Annotated in this window: 20 protein-coding genes; 7 read left to right on the forward strand and 13 right to left on the reverse strand. The window is 34.5% G+C overall.

Translation table 11 applies throughout. The annotated features are described in order from the left end of the window. The first annotated feature begins 19 nt into the window (after positions 1–19). Positions 20–481: a c-type cytochrome gene (locus ABXT49_RS07015; protein WP_416651484.1), complete on the forward strand. Its 462-nt coding sequence runs from the start codon at positions 20–22 to the stop codon at positions 479–481. A gap of 17 nt (positions 482–498) precedes the next feature. On the opposite strand, the gene ABXT49_RS07020 is transcribed toward ABXT49_RS07015, so the two are convergent. The 6 genes from ABXT49_RS07020 to rdgB form a co-directional block, all read right to left on the reverse strand. After that, entirely contained in the window at positions 499–990 is a 492-nt protein-coding gene (locus ABXT49_RS07020; protein WP_416651486.1) for an asparaginase domain-containing protein, read from the reverse strand. A gap of 32 nt (positions 991–1,022) precedes the next feature. Continuing rightward, positions 1,023–1,661: a YggS family pyridoxal phosphate-dependent enzyme gene (locus ABXT49_RS07025; protein WP_416651488.1), complete on the reverse strand. Its 639-nt coding sequence runs from the start codon at positions 1,659–1,661 to the stop codon at positions 1,023–1,025. Beyond that, positions 1,661–2,521: a dihydroorotate dehydrogenase electron transfer subunit gene (locus tag ABXT49_RS07030; RefSeq protein ID WP_416651490.1), complete on the reverse strand. Its 861-nt coding sequence runs from the start codon at positions 2,519–2,521 to the stop codon at positions 1,661–1,663. Before ABXT49_RS07030 ends, ABXT49_RS07025 begins: the two co-directional genes overlap by 1 nt. Beyond that, on the reverse strand, positions 2,514–3,386 hold the full coding sequence (gene argB, locus ABXT49_RS07035; RefSeq protein WP_271558480.1) for an acetylglutamate kinase: 873 nt from the start codon (positions 3,384–3,386) through the stop codon (positions 2,514–2,516). The genes ABXT49_RS07030 and argB overlap by 8 nt, the downstream gene beginning before the upstream one ends. 100 nt (positions 3,387–3,486) lie before the next feature. Further along, on the reverse strand, positions 3,487–4,620 hold the full coding sequence (gene hemW / locus ABXT49_RS07040) for a radical SAM family heme chaperone HemW (RefSeq protein WP_416651491.1): 1,134 nt from the start codon (positions 4,618–4,620) through the stop codon (positions 3,487–3,489). Then, on the reverse strand, positions 4,613–5,200 hold the full coding sequence (gene rdgB, locus ABXT49_RS07045) for an RdgB/HAM1 family non-canonical purine NTP pyrophosphatase (protein WP_416651493.1): 588 nt from the start codon (positions 5,198–5,200) through the stop codon (positions 4,613–4,615). Before rdgB ends, hemW begins: the two co-directional genes overlap by 8 nt. A gap of 37 nt (positions 5,201–5,237) precedes the next feature. On the opposite strand from rdgB, the gene rpiA reads away from it, so the two are divergent. The 5 genes from rpiA (at position 5,238) to ABXT49_RS07070 (ending at position 7,627) form a co-directional block, all read left to right on the forward strand. Beyond that, positions 5,238–5,903 (forward strand): ribose-5-phosphate isomerase RpiA, encoded by a 666-nt coding sequence (gene rpiA, locus ABXT49_RS07050; RefSeq protein WP_416651495.1) that lies wholly within the window; start codon positions 5,238–5,240, stop codon positions 5,901–5,903. A gap of 82 nt (positions 5,904–5,985) precedes the next feature. Then, entirely contained in the window at positions 5,986–6,417 is a 432-nt protein-coding gene (locus ABXT49_RS07055; RefSeq protein WP_416651497.1) for a YeeE/YedE family protein, read from the forward strand. Next, entirely contained in the window at positions 6,414–6,824 is a 411-nt protein-coding gene (locus ABXT49_RS07060; protein ID WP_416651499.1) for a DUF6691 family protein, read from the forward strand. Before ABXT49_RS07055 ends, ABXT49_RS07060 begins: the two co-directional genes overlap by 4 nt. A gap of 47 nt (positions 6,825–6,871) precedes the next feature. Beyond that, positions 6,872–7,096, forward strand: coding sequence for a sulfurtransferase TusA family protein (locus ABXT49_RS07065; RefSeq protein ID WP_416651501.1), 225 nt, complete (start codon positions 6,872–6,874; stop codon positions 7,094–7,096). A gap of 15 nt (positions 7,097–7,111) precedes the next feature. After that, entirely contained in the window at positions 7,112–7,627 is a 516-nt protein-coding gene (locus ABXT49_RS07070) for a DsrE/DsrF/DrsH-like family protein (RefSeq protein ID WP_416651503.1), read from the forward strand. 1 nt (position 7,628) lies between these two features. Here ABXT49_RS07070 and ABXT49_RS07075 read toward each other — a convergent pair whose 3' ends face one another. The 7 genes from ABXT49_RS07075 to pabC are packed head-to-tail and all read right to left on the reverse strand — an operon-like array spanning position 7,629 to position 13,636. After that, the gene (locus tag ABXT49_RS07075; protein WP_416651505.1) at positions 7,629–8,285 is read right to left on the reverse strand and encodes an HAD family hydrolase; all 657 of its coding nucleotides are present in this window, start codon (positions 8,283–8,285) and stop codon (positions 7,629–7,631) included. Beyond that, positions 8,276–8,878, reverse strand: coding sequence for a TIGR00730 family Rossman fold protein (locus ABXT49_RS07080; RefSeq protein WP_416651507.1), 603 nt, complete (start codon positions 8,876–8,878; stop codon positions 8,276–8,278). Before ABXT49_RS07080 ends, ABXT49_RS07075 begins: the two co-directional genes overlap by 10 nt. Then, the gene (gene hemL, locus ABXT49_RS07085; protein WP_416651509.1) at positions 8,875–10,158 is read right to left on the reverse strand and encodes a glutamate-1-semialdehyde 2,1-aminomutase; all 1,284 of its coding nucleotides are present in this window, start codon (positions 10,156–10,158) and stop codon (positions 8,875–8,877) included. The genes ABXT49_RS07080 and hemL overlap by 4 nt, the downstream gene beginning before the upstream one ends. Beyond that, positions 10,158–11,198: a DNA polymerase III subunit delta' gene (locus ABXT49_RS07090; RefSeq protein ID WP_416651510.1), complete on the reverse strand. Its 1,041-nt coding sequence runs from the start codon at positions 11,196–11,198 to the stop codon at positions 10,158–10,160. Before ABXT49_RS07090 ends, hemL begins: the two co-directional genes overlap by 1 nt. Further along, on the reverse strand, positions 11,195–11,812 hold the full coding sequence (gene tmk, locus ABXT49_RS07095) for a dTMP kinase (protein WP_416651512.1): 618 nt from the start codon (positions 11,810–11,812) through the stop codon (positions 11,195–11,197). The genes ABXT49_RS07090 and tmk overlap by 4 nt, the downstream gene beginning before the upstream one ends. 16 nt (positions 11,813–11,828) lie before the next feature. Next, positions 11,829–12,812: an endolytic transglycosylase MltG gene (mltG, locus tag ABXT49_RS07100; RefSeq protein ID WP_416651514.1), complete on the reverse strand. Its 984-nt coding sequence runs from the start codon at positions 12,810–12,812 to the stop codon at positions 11,829–11,831. Next, entirely contained in the window at positions 12,803–13,636 is an 834-nt protein-coding gene (pabC, locus tag ABXT49_RS07105; RefSeq protein ID WP_416651516.1) for an aminodeoxychorismate lyase, read from the reverse strand. Before pabC ends, mltG begins: the two co-directional genes overlap by 10 nt. A 161-nt stretch (positions 13,637–13,797) precedes the next feature. On the opposite strand from pabC, the gene ABXT49_RS07110 reads away from it, so the two are divergent. Further along, positions 13,798–15,879, forward strand: coding sequence for an O-antigen ligase family protein (locus tag ABXT49_RS07110; protein ID WP_416651517.1), 2,082 nt, complete (start codon positions 13,798–13,800; stop codon positions 15,877–15,879). The last annotated feature ends 13 nt before the right edge of the window (positions 15,880–15,892 follow it).

The raw sequence follows: 15,892 nt of genomic DNA on the forward strand, positions 1-15,892 counted from the left end.
TAATCTAAGGAAAGGCGCAATGAGTCAGGGTTCTAAAGGTTCTACAAAACTAATGATTATCGTTTGGGTGCTTGCTATGCTTTTTATTGGCTACAAAGCTCTCAACTCATCAAGTGAAGAGGCATCTAATAGTGATGTTATGATTGATAGCGCCTTACTTGAAAGAATAAAACCGATAGGCGAAGTTCGGATTGATAGTAGCATTGTTGTTGCCTCATCTGAAAGCTCAGAAAAAGCTGAGCGCACTGGAGAAGAAATTTATAGTGCCAACTGCCAAGGCTGTCATAGTTCTGGAGTGATGGGTGCGCCTAAGTATGCCTCTTTAGAAGATTGGGCTCCAAGAATTGATTTAGGCCTTGAAAAACTTACTTTATCAGCTATTGCAGGAAAGGGTGGTATGCCTGCAAGAGGAACCTGTATGGATTGCTCAGATAACGAAATTAAACTATCAGTTCAGCATATGCTTGATAGCCTAGAGTAAAGAGCTATGATTCAAACTTAGGAGTTCAAGGCCTGAAAAATGCCTAAACTCCTATTTTTTTCAACATCAGTCCAGGGTAAAACCCTTCCATTCATTGCAACATAAACGCCGCATTCTAGCAACTGAAGAGACCCTAAAGCACAACCAAAATTAAACAAAGCATCCGAGTTATTCACTGCATAAGGGACCATCGAACCAAATAAAATAATTGTTTTGTCAATTGAGACCTCACCTAAAAGTTTTGCTGTATCACACATGGTATCGGTTCCATGAGTAATTAAAACAAATTTCTCATCACAGCTAACGCACCTATCTATTATTAAATCTCGATCTGCATCAACCATATCTAAACTGTCAATTAGAAGAACCTGTTCAAGAGTCAAGTCCACTTCAATTCTTGATCTAGAAATCATTTCTGGAAAGTGTGTTTTATCAAACTCAAGCTCGCCATTTGATTGGTTATAAACCTTATCAATTGTTCCGCCCGTAATAAGTAGTCTTACTTTCATAACATTATCATCCCAAAAAAATGCATTAATAATTAACTTCTTGGTCCAAAAATATCAGTTCCTACTCGGACAAAGGTTGCACCATTTTTTATCGCAAGCTCTAAGTCTGAGGACATGCCCATCGAAAGTGAGTCAAGAAAAGGGTATTTTGATATTAAATTTGCCATCTCTTTAAAGCTCATAGCTGAGTTTTTTGGACTTGGAATACACATAAAGCCCCTCAAAGATATATTAGGTAGATCACTAACTTCTGAAATAATTTCATTTACATCTTTAAGAAGTAAGCCAGACTTAGTTTGCTCTTCGTCAATATTTATCTGAATAAGAATATTGAGCTTTTCTAGGCTAGGGTCTCTTTGATCACTGAGTCTTTTTGCAATTTTAAGCCTATCGACACTATGGACCCAATCAAAATTTTCTGCTATTAAGGCTGTTTTATTTGATTGAATTGGACCAATAAAATGCCAAATTAGTTTACTTTCTTTAAAAAAAGAAATTTTATCGAGGGATTCTTGTAAATAGTTTTCTCCAAAATGAACTTGGCCAGCATTTATCGCCTCTTGAATTTCAGCAGTAGATCGAGTTTTACTAACTGCAATTAACTGCACTTCATGATTGCATTCAATTGAATTTATACGGGAAGTTACCCGCTTTAAATTATCAGCAATCATTAAAATACTGTCTGCGCTTCAAAAACTGGGCCGTCAACACAAACTCTTTTCATTGCTGGGCCATTCTCAGTTTGAACCTCAACAACGCATCCAGCACAGCCACCAACAGCACAAGCCATATATTCTTCGAGTGACACCTGGCAAGGCAAGTTGAAGTCTTTAGCTAATTTAGAGACAGCTTCAAGCATAGGGTGAGGCCCGCACGAAAAAATTTCAACATTTAACAAATCATCTTTGGATAAACTATCTAAATATTCTTTTGCTAAACCAGTCACATAACCCTCATATACCCCTTCAAAGTTTTGTAGACTTGTTAGTCCAGCCTGTATGCCCCACTCTTCCAGTAAAGGCATAGTATGAATTTTTGAAGAATAAAACCCGCCTAGGTTACTTACGACAGTGTCAAAAGGGAATGGCACTTCAGAGCCTAAGATAACGTATGGATTAAAGTAATCATTATCTTTTATATTTTGAGCAATTGCTATAATTGGAGGCATTCCAACGCCGCCACCTATCAAAAGTGGAATTTTTTTATCAGTCATTTTGAACCCATTACCAATAGGCCCAATAACCGACAACACGTCTCCAATTTTACGATCTGCCAACTGCCTAGTACCTTCTCCTACAATTTTATAAAGAAGATCAAAGGTTCCATTGTCCTTATCAACAGACATAACGGAAATAGGCCTTCTCATAGCAAGTATTCCTGAAACAGAAAGATGGACGAATTGACCAGGTTGAGTATTTTCTGCAATCTCTTTTGAGGCTAGAGTGATAATATATTGCTCTGCTTCATATTTATAGTGAGCTAATATCTGGCAATCATTAACACTAATTGTATCTCGATTACTTTTAACCATTTTTTGTAACTAACGTTCCAACACCAGAGTCAGTGAAGACCTCCAAAAGAACTGCATGAGAAACTCTACCATCAATAATATGACTCGCTTTCACGCCATTTTCAACTGCTGACAAAGCACACCCAATTTTGGGAAGCATACCACCATGAATAGTACCATCATCAATCAGTTTTTTGACCATCTTCGAGCTCATTCCAGTCATAAGCTCTCCATCGTCATCCAACAAACCAGCAGTATTAGTAAGAAGAATAAGCTTTTCAGCATTTAATGACTCTGCAATTGCGCCTGCAACTAAATCTGCATTTATATTGTATGAATAGCCGTCTTTACCAACACCAATTGGTGCAATGACAGGAATAAAATCACCCTGTAATAATAAGTTAATTACTGAAACATCTATCTGATCAACTTGCCCTACATGACCTAAGTCAATAATTTCTGAAGTAGGCTCAACCTTAGTCTTCAGTTTCTTTGCTGTAATAAGACGCCCATCCTTGCCAGTAAGCCCAATTGAATTTCCACCATGCTGATGAATAAGATTAACAATTTCTTTATTAACTAGGCCGCCAAGGACCATCTCAACAACATCCATAGTTTCGCTATCAGTAACTCTCATGCCATCTACAAATTTACTATTTTTTCCTAATTTTTCAAGTGTTTTACCTATTTGAGGGCCGCCGCCATGAACCACAATAGGATTCATGCCAACAGATTTCATAAGGACTATATCGCTCGCAAAACTCGATTTTAGATCCTCATCAACCATAGCATTTCCACCATATTTAATGACAATTGTCTTGCCTTTAAACTTTTGGATATAAGGCAAAGACTCAGTAAGAACGTCAGCAATTGTATGAGATTTCATATTATTATAAGTTTATAAAAACTAAAAAGTATTTTAACAGCCATAAACCCTAGTGTCAGGCTTTACCTATTTTTTTTAATAGAATTAATTAAAAGGAGTTTTATAAAAAAATTTCTTGCAGCTCATTAAGAAAATTAAAACCTTTCGATGTGGGCTTTATCCAATTATTCTTATTTTCTAATAAACCAAGATTTTCTGCTCTTCCTAGCTCAGAACTCAAAGATTTGATTAATAATCCTGTTCTTGATTCAAACAATGAAGAGCTAAAACCATCTTTTAACCTAAGACTATTAAGCATAAATTCAAAAGCCACATTATCCACTTCTTTTTTAGTTGATATATCTTCTCCAGTCTGTATTTTAGATAAGTAGTCCTTAGGTGATTTAAGCTTAAGTGTTCTAAATATTTGTTGAGACTCAATATCTGTTATCTTGCCATGCGCTCCAGCACCAATACCAATATAATCTCCAAATTTCCAATAATTTATATTATGTTCTGAAGGCCTCTCGCTATAAGCTGAAACTTCATATTGTCTGAACCCATTCTGATTTAAAAGTGCAGCACCCTGCTCACCCATATCCCATATCTTTTCATCAATTGGAAGTTTTGGTGGGTATTTTGCAAACAATGTATTTGGCTCAAGGGTTAGCTGATAAAAAGAAATATGACTCGGCTTTAATTCAATTGCTTGCATCACATCTTCAAGACACATATCAATAGTTTGATCTTTTAAGCCATACATTAGATCAATATTCAAATTATCAAAACCTACTTTTTTAGCTTCAGAAATTGCTCTCAAGGCTTCGCCACCACTATGAATTCTTCCTAAAAAATTAAGCTGATTATCCTTGAATGATTGCACTCCAACAGATAGGCGATTAATGCCTGCCTTTCGAAATTCAGAAAACTTGTTTGCTTCAAATGTTCCAGGATTCGCCTCAAGTGTGATTTCAATGTTTTTTGATATTGATAGCCTTTCATTTAAACCATCAAACAACTCATAAGCATCCTCTATACTCATTAAACTTGGCGTTCCACCACCAATAAAAATTGAATGGATTTTTCGGTTTTGAATAAACTTTAAATCATCATCTAAGTCTTTAAGTAAAGCCTTAATATAGCCATTGTGAATTGATCCCTCATGCGAGTTAAAATCACAATATGGACATTTCTTTACGCACCATGGATAGTGGATATAGAGAGCGAGTGGTGGCAGTTCCAGAAAATTATTCAAAAGATAATAGTTGCTTCAATAGCTCACTTAAAGCCTGTCCTCGATGTGATAACTCATTTTTTACCTGGGGCTGAAGCTGAGCTGAACTACAGTCATGATCTGGCAAATAAAAAATAGGGTCATAGCCAAAACCATTAACGCCTATTGGCTCTCTCAACAACTCTCCTTCCCAACGCTTTTCAATAATGATTGGGCTTGGATCACTAGCACTATGCATAAAGACCATCGCACAACAAAAATGAGCTTTGCGATTACTATGCTGATCCATATTTAAAATAAGCTTTTCAATGTTATCATTATCCGTTGCGTCCACTCCAGCATACCTCGCAGAATAAATACCTGGATCACCATTAAGAGCTTCAACTTGAAGACCAGAATCATCTGCTAGAGCTGGTAATTTCGAGTAGAGAGATGCATTTCTAGCTTTAATTAATGCATTTTCAATAAATGTAGTTCCAGTTTCAGGAACTTCTTTGACTTGCATATCATTCTGAGAAATTATTTTGTAGTGCCCCTTAAGCATGGCATTAAGTTCTCTCACTTTGCCTTCATTACCTGTTGCAAGGATTATTTTTTTCATAGTGTATAATAATTTTGAACAAAAAAATTAAGAGAAAATGACCCAAGACGAATTAAAAAATGAGGTTGCAAAAGCTGCACTTAAGTATGTTATTCCAGGGACTATTATAGGCGTTGGAACAGGCTCAACAGCAAATTTTTTCATTGATCAACTTGCTACAATTAAAGATTCAGTTCAAGGAGCTGTAGCGAGCTCAATTGATACTGCAAATCGGCTTAGGGGCCACGGAATAGATGTTGTTAATTTGAATGAAATTAAAGAAATTTCAGTGTATGTAGATGGCGCTGATGAATCAGATCGCCAGCTCAATTTATTAAAGGGTGGTGGTGGAGCACTGACACGTGAAAAGATAGTTGCTGCAGTTTCTAAACAATTTATTTGTATAGCTGATGAATCTAAATTTGTTGATGTAATGGGTAAATTCCCTTTGCCAATTGAAGTGATTCCTATGGCTACAAACTATGTAAAACGTGAAATTATTAAATCTATTGGAGGCAATCCAATCTTAAGAGAAGAGCTAACAACAGATAATGGTAACTTAATACTTGATATACATGATCTAACTATAGATGACCCTAAAACTCTCGAAAATAGTTTAAATAATATTGTTGGAGTTGTTACCAATGGACTATTTGCAAATCGAGGTGCCGATATTCTTCTTTTGGGGTCTGAGAGTGGTGTAGAAACAATAGTTTCAGATTAACTTATTTACCGTCCTTTAAACAAGTGAATAATTCTGTTATGATTCTAGTAATTAAACTAGATTTTGTTTTAACTTTATATTAATGAATAACTTTACACCTTTTAGCGCTCTTTTAGGAGGCGTAATCATTGGACTCTCTGTAGTTTTTTATTACTATATGACAGGCCGGTTGGCAGGAATTAGTGGAATTTTTGAAAATGCCATAACAAAAGCCTCTCAAAGGCTTTCCAATCTTGCATTTTTACTTGGCTTAGTAATTGGGCCTTTAATTTACTTTAATTTTATTGCCTCCAGTGCTCCTTTAGCATTCAACATAACCCACTCTTATCTTTTAATTATTCCAGGTGGTTTTTTAGTTGGTTTTGGAACAAGACTTGGAGGGGGTTGCACTTCTGGGCATGGGATTTGTGGAATTGGAAGGCTATCAACAAGCTCTATAATTGCTACTGGCATTTTTGTAGCAATTGGAATGCTTACTGTTACTTTTCTTCAGCAGTTTGGTATTTACTTATGAACGATAAAATTATCTCTTTAATTTGTGGGATTATATTTGGTATTGGTTTAGTTATATCAGGAATGACAAATCCTGAAAAAGTCATAGGTTTTTTAAGTATTACCCACAACTGGGATGCTTCTTTAATATTTGTTATGGGCGGAGCTATTATTACTGCAGGCCCATTCTTTTACTTCTTAAAAAATAAGGAACTTTCAGCCCTAGGTGATAAAATTAATTTGCCTATTAAACAAAATATAGATAAAAAACTAGTTATAGGTTCATCACTATTTGGAATTGGCTGGGGGCTTGTTGGTCTTTGTCCTGGACCTGCAATCTCAGCATTAGCAACCTTTGATCCAATTACTATAGTCTTCCTAATTTCAATGGCTGCAGGTGTTTTAGTTAAAAAAAATACAATAAAATAGAGTTAATTAGCAACTAAAATACTCTTACCTAATCCTTAAGGAACATTATGGCAAATCAAACTCTAGATATGTGTGGCTTTGCATGCCCAATGCCTATTTTAAAAACTAAACAGGCATTAGCCAAAATGAACACAGACGAAGTAATTGAAGTAACATGCACAGACAAAGGTTCAAAAAAAGACTTTGTAGCCTTTTGCAACCAACTTGGTCATAAGTTATTATCACAAAAAGATGATGGTAATAAAATCATCTTTAATATTCAAAAAAATTAAATCTCCAAACAAAAAATGCCTAACTCAAACGAAATGACTGTTATTGCCTCTAAAGGCACTCTTGACTGGGCATATCCGCCCTTTATACTAGCCTCAACAGGTATTGCGATGGGTAAAGAAGTGACGGTCTTTTGCACTTTTTATGGCTTAAACCTTCTTCTTAAGGATTTGACACATCTTCGTATATCGCCTCAAGGAAATCCAGATATGCCAATGAAAATGCCATTTGGTCCAAAGTGGTTTCAAGCTATAGATTTTAGCCAAAAAATTCCTAATATTTTTTGGAACATCCCTGGTATGGAAATTTTTGCAACTCGAATGATGCTAAAGACCTTTAAAAATAATGGTATGGCTTCAATTGAAGAGCTGAGATCTATTTGTGTTGAAATGGGTGTTAAATTTATTGCCTGCGAAATGACAATGGGTATGTTTGGATTTTCAAGAGATGACTTTATTGAAGGAATAGAGTTTGCTGGAGCCGCAACTTATCTTGATGTTGCCGATAAATCTAGCCAAGATTTGTTTATCTAGACTAACGCCAGTCAAGATTCAACCAGCCCCTTTTATTAGCCTCTAGGGTTAAAATTTTGTCAGCATTTATTGTAACTGGGTGATCAACTAACTCCAAGAGTGGAAGATCATTATGCGAGTCTGAATAAAAAGAAGAGCCCTCTAATGTTTCATTATTTTTAGCCATCCATGGCATTAAATTATCTATTTTTCCTGACTGAAAGCATGGAGTCCCAGAAATTTTTCCAGAGTAACGTCCTGACTTTATTTCAGGCTCAGTTGCCAGTAAATGGTCGATCCCATACCTCTTGACAATTGGAGAAGTGACAAAGGTATTTGAGGCTGTTATGACGAGAACTGTGTCTCCATTTTTTTTATGATTATCTATACAATTTTGAGCCTTATCTAAAATAATTGGTTCAATTTTTGCAGTCATAAATTTATGATGGAGCTCACCTAACTCCTTCATGGAGTGTCGCGCCAGTATCTCAAAACTAAACTCTGCCCATGCATATATATCTAATAAACCTAATTCATATTGTTGATAAAAATAATCATTCTTTTTTTGAAATGATTGGCGATCGGCAATGACGCCTTCATCGCATAAAAACTCGCCCCATAAGTGGTCACTGTCGCCACCAATCAGAGTATTATCAAGATCAAAAATTGCTAAAGACATACTTCTGTTTCCACAATATTAATAATTTCTTCAACTGAGTCAACCACCCTTATTAATTCAAAATTTTCTTTACTTACATAGGATTTTTCGACTGACTGCTCAATCCACAAGAGTAATGATGCCCAAAATTTTGAATCGTACAAAATTATTGGAACTTTTTTCATTTTGTTAGTTTGCATTAGAGTCAAAACTTCCATTAACTCATCTGCAGTTCCATAACCTCCGGGAAAGTAAACACAAGCACTAGAGTATTTGACAAGCATGACCTTTCGAGAGAAGAAGTAGTCAAATGTAATATTCTCATCAAGATAAGGGTTACTAGATTGCTCTTGTGGTAGTTCAATATTCAGGCCTATACTTTTTGATTTCCCCTCATATGCCCCCTTGTTTGCAGCACTCATAATGCCAGGACCACCACCGGTAAAAACGTTATAGCCACTATTAGATAAACTTTTTCCTAGCTCATAAGCATCATTATACAAAGGGTCTGTCGGCTTAATTCTAGCAGAGCCAAAAACAGTAACATTATTTTTAAATATCTGAAGTCGCTGTTTTGCAGCCAATAATTCAGCGCCAACCGTTACTAAGCTCATATTAAAGAAAACGCAGTTGCAGCTGCATTGATAGTTTTATCAAGATCATCATCTGTGTGAGCATTTGATAGAAAGCCAGCTTCATATGCAGATGGCGCTAGATAGATCCCTTGCTTCAGCATCGCATTATAAAATTTCTTAAATAGTTCTATATTACAGCTTGATGCTTGGGAAAAGTTACTAACCTTTTTTTCAGAACTGAAAAATAAACCAAACATTCCTCCAACACTATTACTTGTCATCGGAATATTTTGCGCTTGAGCTTCAGAAACTATTCCATTAACTAAATACTGAGAGCGCTTACCAAGGTTTTCATAAAAAGATTTATCAGATTCCAAGGCGCTCAACATGGCAAGTCCTGAAGCCATTGAAAGAGGATTTCCAGAGAGTGTTCCTGCTTGATAAATAGGTCCAATAGGAGCAATTTGATTCATAATTTCTTTCTTCCCTCCAAACGCAGCACAGGGCAGACCACCTCCAATCACTTTACCTAAGGCAGTAAGATCAGGTGTAACATTATAAAACTCTTGAGCACCACCTAAAGCCACCCGGAAACCTGTCATCACCTCATCAAAAATAAGTACAGCGCCATATTCATCACAAATCTTACGTAGGCCTTCTAAAAATCCTGCTTTTGGAGGAATACAGTTCATATTTCCTGCAACTGGCTCAACAATAATGCATCCAATCTCTTCTCCCATCTCAGAAAATAACGCCTCTACAACTTCTAAATTATTATATTCAAGTGTCAGAGTATGTTTAGCCAGGTCTTTAGGCACTCCAGGCGAAGTTGGCACACCTAAAGTTAGTGCACCTGAACCTGCTTTTACCAATAAAGAGTCAGAATGGCCATGATAACAACCCTCAAATTTTAAAATTTTATCTCGCCCTGTATATCCTCTAGCTAGGCGAATTGCACTCATAGTTGCTTCAGTACCTGAACTTACCATCCGAACTAAATCAATTGAAGGAACAAGATTACAAACTTTCTTTGCAAGAGATGTTTCAATTTCAGTAGGCGCTCCAAAGCCCAATCCTTTCTCTAAAACAGCCTTAACTGAATCTATAATTACAGGATTAGCATGCCCTAGAATCATTGGGCCCCAAGATCCTACATAATCAATATAAGAATTACCATCTACATCATAAAGATAAGCGCCTTCTCCACGCTCAAAAAAAATTGGAGTTCCACCGACACCATTAAAGGCACGAACAGGCGAATTAACCCCCCCAGGCATATAGTCTTGAGCCTCTTTAAATAATGCTGATGATCGATTCATTAGTTTTCCTGAATATTAGTAATAGCTGGGTATTTTTTTAAATGCGAAATATGTGACCAGATAATTAATACATTATCCAATAATAACTTCATATTGACAGTAGTTTGTGACATAGAAATTGCAGAATTAATATCATCTTGTAGATTGAATAAATAATTACTGGATGTCCTCTCAACAACCTTATTTAGCTCTAAATTAGCCCCTTCATGATTTAGGATTTTTATTTTTATCCCTTCATTAATTAGCTGTTGTAAGCATTTTAAAACCCTAATTTCATTACCATCAAATATTTCAGTATCGTATATCTTAGTTGGGCTTATTGCAATCTCTAGTAGTAAATTCTGCCAGTTTTGGTACTGAAAAAAAAAGTCTCCCTTTAAATCCTCTAAAGCCTTATATGGTATTCCATGAGAACTTTCTAATAGCTGCAAAGTATCAAAATCATCCCTTGAATCTTTGTCAATATTTTTTGAGAGCCAATCTGCACTTTCTTGTTCATATGTGTGATTGATATGGATAGTCTGACATCTAGATAAAACAGTTTGTGGAAGGGAGCGAACATGGTGAGCTAATAAAATAATAAGAGTATTTTTTCTAGGCTCTTCTAGAGTCTTTAGAAGACCATTTGCGGCATTTATATTCATTTGATCCGCATAAAAAATAATACCAATTTGAAGTGATTCAGCTGTTTTTCCAAGTGATTCACAAAAAGCACGAACCTGATCAACACGAATATCCTTAGACATAGAGCCTGAGTCATTTAGTTCAGCTCGGCAATAAATTAAATTTGGATAATGCGATCGTCGTATTAATACACCATGCTCTAAATTAGCATTTGGCTCATCTTTTGTTAAAGACAAACAGACTGAACACTTCCCACATGATGACTCTTTACAAAGAAGTTTTTGAATTAGGCTTTGAGCAAAATCAAATTTACCAATTTTTTGAACTCCCGTAATAAGAAGCGCATGTGGTAAACGATTATGATCAATCATTTTATTTATCTTTTTATGGGCACTACTATGCCAAGGCAAATTCATAATGAGTCTAAAAATAATTTAATTTTGTTATGGATTTCACTTATTGAGCCACTTGCATCAATTAATTTTATTCTCTCTGGATATGATTTAGATCTATCAATAAAAACTGATCGCACCCGCTCAAAAAAGGCTCTTTCCTCCAACTCAATCCTATCTTTAGCTGCTCTTGCTTCAACTCTTATCATGCCAACATCAACACTCACATCAAGAAACAACGTTAAATTAGGTTGAAATTCACCTAATACCCAGCTCTCAAGATCAGAAATACGATTTAAGTCAAGCATTCTGCCTCCACCTTGATAAGCAAATGAAGCATCAGTGAATCGATCACTAACAACCCAAGAGCCTTTATTTAGAGCGGGGATAATTTTATTCTGTATTAACTCATTACGAGAGCTAAACATTAGCAATAACTCTGTATCACTATGCATTTCTTTATTATCAACATCTAGCAATAGTGTACGAATTTTTTCACCTAGATCAGTACCACCTGGCTCACGAGTTCTTAGAACATCTATACCTTTTCGCTGCAAATAACTACAAATAAGATCAATTTGAGTACTTTTACCAGAACCTTCAACACCATCAATTGTAATAAATTTTCCTTTATTCATAACTTTCAATTTTAGACTAGTTATTATTTAAATATTTCTTGATATTTTCTTTATGTTTCTCATAGGTTGGAGCAAAAGCATGGCTACCATCTTTTTTTGAAACAAAATATAAATCAGTATTGTTTGAAGGATGAAGGGCGGCGAACAAAGACTGATAACCTACAGAAGAAATTGCTCCTGGTGGCAGCCCTTTATTTCGGTAGGTGTTATATAAACTATTTATCCTTAAATCACTCTTCTTAAGTGGAGGGGAGTAAGCATCTCCTAAAGCATAAATAACAGTTGGGTCAGTTTGAAGACGCATACCCTCATTAAGTCTTCGTATAAATACACCTGCAATTAATGATTTTTCATCGTCTAGTGCCGTTTCATTTTCTATTAGAGAAGCCAGGATAATTGCTTCATACGGTGACTTAAGTGGCAAGCCTTTATCTCTTTGATCCCACAATACCATTAAATTTTTCTTCAATTCTAGATGAGCCCTTTTTAATACATTCTCAAGACTCTCTCCATAGTTAAAACTATACGTTTCAGGAAAAAACCATCCATCATATGGCTCATTAACCCCAATTGAAGTCATTACCTCCTTAAAAGAGCCACTAGGCACAACAGAAGGATCATTAGTTAATTGATTAAAGTAAAATTTAATAGTTTTGCCTTCTATCAAGGTAACCTTAGTCGAAAGAACAGATCCTGTTGAAATTTTATCTATAAAAGTCCATACACTTGTGCCTGGCAATATCTCATAATATCCTGACTTTAATTTTTTATTAGCATTAAGAAACTTACTGAATGAGGTAAAAAATAACTCAGACTTTATAAGCCCCTTATCACTCAATTCTTTGGCAATAGAGCCTATTGAAGATCCTTTTTTAACCTCAAATATATAGCTTTCAGAAACCATCATATTTTTTGAAGAAAGCGACCAGATTGTAAATAATAACAGAACAAGTAAAGCTGCTAATTTTGTAAAGTTTTTATTCTTATGGCTTATGGACATGTCCAAGAACTAATTTCCTTTGCTTTAGATAAAAATGCTTTTTGAATCTTTTCTGTTAGTGGGTTTTTACCAAGCTTATGACTCTCAATTGAATGGACAGGTTGAACGCCTATCACGCTATTTGAAATAAACACCTCGTCTGCCTTTTGAGCTTGATTAATAGAAATATTACTTTCTAAAGCTTCCATTTTAAGTGACATTGCAAGCTCAAGAATAAGCGATCTTCTGCTACCCACAACACCACACCTATCTAATTTAGGTGTTAATAACTTATTTCCAAATATAAAGTAGATATTACCTTGAGTTACCGATATGATATTTTCTTTTTCATCAAGCATAATTGCCTCATTACTTAACAAGTTAGACCTTGCTAAAATCTGTTCAAGCCTATTGCAATGCTTTATACCAGCTAGTTGTGGATTTGAATGATAACCACTTTTTGCATATTCAAGAGAAAATTCTCTATTAAATAAAGGTTGATGCATTTCAGAAACAATAACAACTCTTACAGGCTCAATGTCATCTTTATAGCCATACCCTCTAAGAGAATCACCTCTTGATAAGATCAACTTAACAATGCAATTTTTCTTGGGAGATAACTCAAATGCCTTCTTTATATCGCTCAGCCATATACTCATATCTATCTTATTAATGTTGAGTTTTTCACGGCCTATTTCTAAACGAGAGAAATGTCGTGGCCAAAATAAAATTTGATTATCCATAGCAACACAAGTTTCAAATAATCCATCTCCATATTGCATATTTCTATTAAACACACTAATAGTATTTTGTCTTTCTCCATTAATTAAAACAATTGCTCTCATCTGCTAAAAATTATCGACCTCAAGGGTAATATTATAATGAAAGTAATTACATACTCTCTACTCCTAAGATGATTTAACATATAAATAAACAGGGCGAGTTAAAAGTAAGGTTAAATTGGTATTTAAATAAACAATTAATTAAATTAAAATACGTTTTAGTTATGGCTCTTTCTAATCAAACTATTAATAATACGCATAGACTAAACATTTTGTGGCTTGCTATATTTCTTTTTACCCTTGCTCTATGCGCGCCATGGTTTAATTTATCAATATCGAATCACACTTTTGTAAAATCTTATGTTGCTTTTTTCGGATCTGGTTTTTTATTTCTATCAACTCTATATATAAATCGAAATACTGAAAATAAAGGCTTAAGAATCAGCTTAATTAAAATCTCAGCTTTAACTTTATTCAGCCTAGGTGTTTTAAGTATTTTATGGTCTGTTAATTTAGACTTTACTTTTTCGAAATTATTTCTATGGCTATCGTCAATGTTTTGCTTTATGGTTGGCCTTAATTTAAAAATAATAACTGAAGAATTAAGAAAATTGGCTTGGATTCTCTTAATTACTGGGAGCCTAATATCGTTTATTGGCATAACTCAATACTATATTGATCCATTTTCTCTAGCTGAAGCCGTTTCCCCAGGGTCAACTTTTGGAAACAAAAATGTTGCTAATCAAGCGTTAATTTTATTATTACCATTTTCATTTTATTTACTCTCAAGTAAACATAAAGGCATACTTCTACCTTGGTTAATTTCATTTTTAACGACATCTATTATAGTTTTTATTTTCTTAACAGAAAATCGGTCTGCAATTTTAAGCGTACTTACTCAATTAGTTTTCTTAATAACCTTTCTTATTATAAAAAATAAGGACAAAAATAAAAAAAACTTATTGGACAAAAATAATATTAGTGCCATTTTATTATTTGCCATAGCTGCTGTTCTTATTATAAAAATACCATCCCTTAATTTTGAGACAGTAAAAGTTGGTATGGAAAGTGTTTCTTCAATTGACTCAATTGACAACTTAGATAATAGTGAAAAAAGCATTTCAATAGATAGTCGTTTTCATATCTGGTCTTCCGCGATTAATATGATTAAAGATAGTCCAATTATTGGAACAGGTCTTGGAAGTTTTGCTCACAATGTTGGAAATGAAGGCTACAGTTCTTTACAAGTCAAAGGTGTTCAGAGAGCACATAATGATGTTTTAGAAACTGTTGTGGAGTTAGGGATTTTTGGTTTAATTGGTATCATCTTATTATTAACTTCGATCTTAACCAGTATTCGCAAAATATATACTACAAGCAGTAAAGAAATTGGATGGTTTTATTACATCGTGTTTGTATCTCTAACAGGTGCATTTGTGAATGCACAATTTAGCTTTCCTTTCCAACAGGCAATGCCACTTGTGTTGATAGGATTATTTTTAGGCATTATTGCAAACCAACATGACAAGTCTTCAAATGCAATAAAGATAATTAATTTTAATTTTAATTTTAAGAAACCTGTATTAGCTTTTTTTTGTTGTATTTTTTTGAGTATCTCTTTTATTTACGTAAGCTGGATAAATGCTTATAACATTTGGAATGATAATAATATTAAAGGACAATATAATGATTTATCTTTTCTAGATACTCCAATTTATCATAGTGGAATATTAAGTCTTCTTAGCAGGACTAGTGCTAAGTATTCAAGTAATAATGATTACAAAACATCAATACTCATAGATAATCACATTATCAAACGTTGGCCTAACCATATTATTTCATTATTTAGGCTAGGGTATTCATCTCACCAAATTGGGCAAAATAAAGATGCCTTAGTGTATGCTGATAAATTAAAAGTAGTAGAGCCTCCTGGTCTTTATGGTAACTACATAATTAAAATGTTAGCATACATATCTGAAAATAAAACTAAAGAATTTCACCAAACTTTTAATGAGTTACTTTCAAAACCAGAGCGCTTATTATCAATTGATACAAACACATACCACTATCTATTATTCTTCACTCTTGAATCCGAAAAACTCTCACCTCTAGCCTCAAGTCTCTACGAAAAATATATCAAACATCATGGCTTCTACTGTGAAGTGGAAAACAATATAGCTATTCATTATTTTAATTTAGAGGAATTTGAAAAAGCAGCCTATCATGTAAATGAAGCATTACAAAAAGATGATTATTGCTTAAATCCTCTCTTAATCTCACACCTAAAAAGCATGAAATTCCTTTAGTCTAAAACAAGGC

The sequence above is a fragment of the Candidatus Pseudothioglobus sp. Uisw_086 genome (genome assembly GCF_048085745.1).
Lineage (GTDB): Bacteria > Pseudomonadota > Gammaproteobacteria > PS1 > Pseudothioglobaceae > Pseudothioglobus.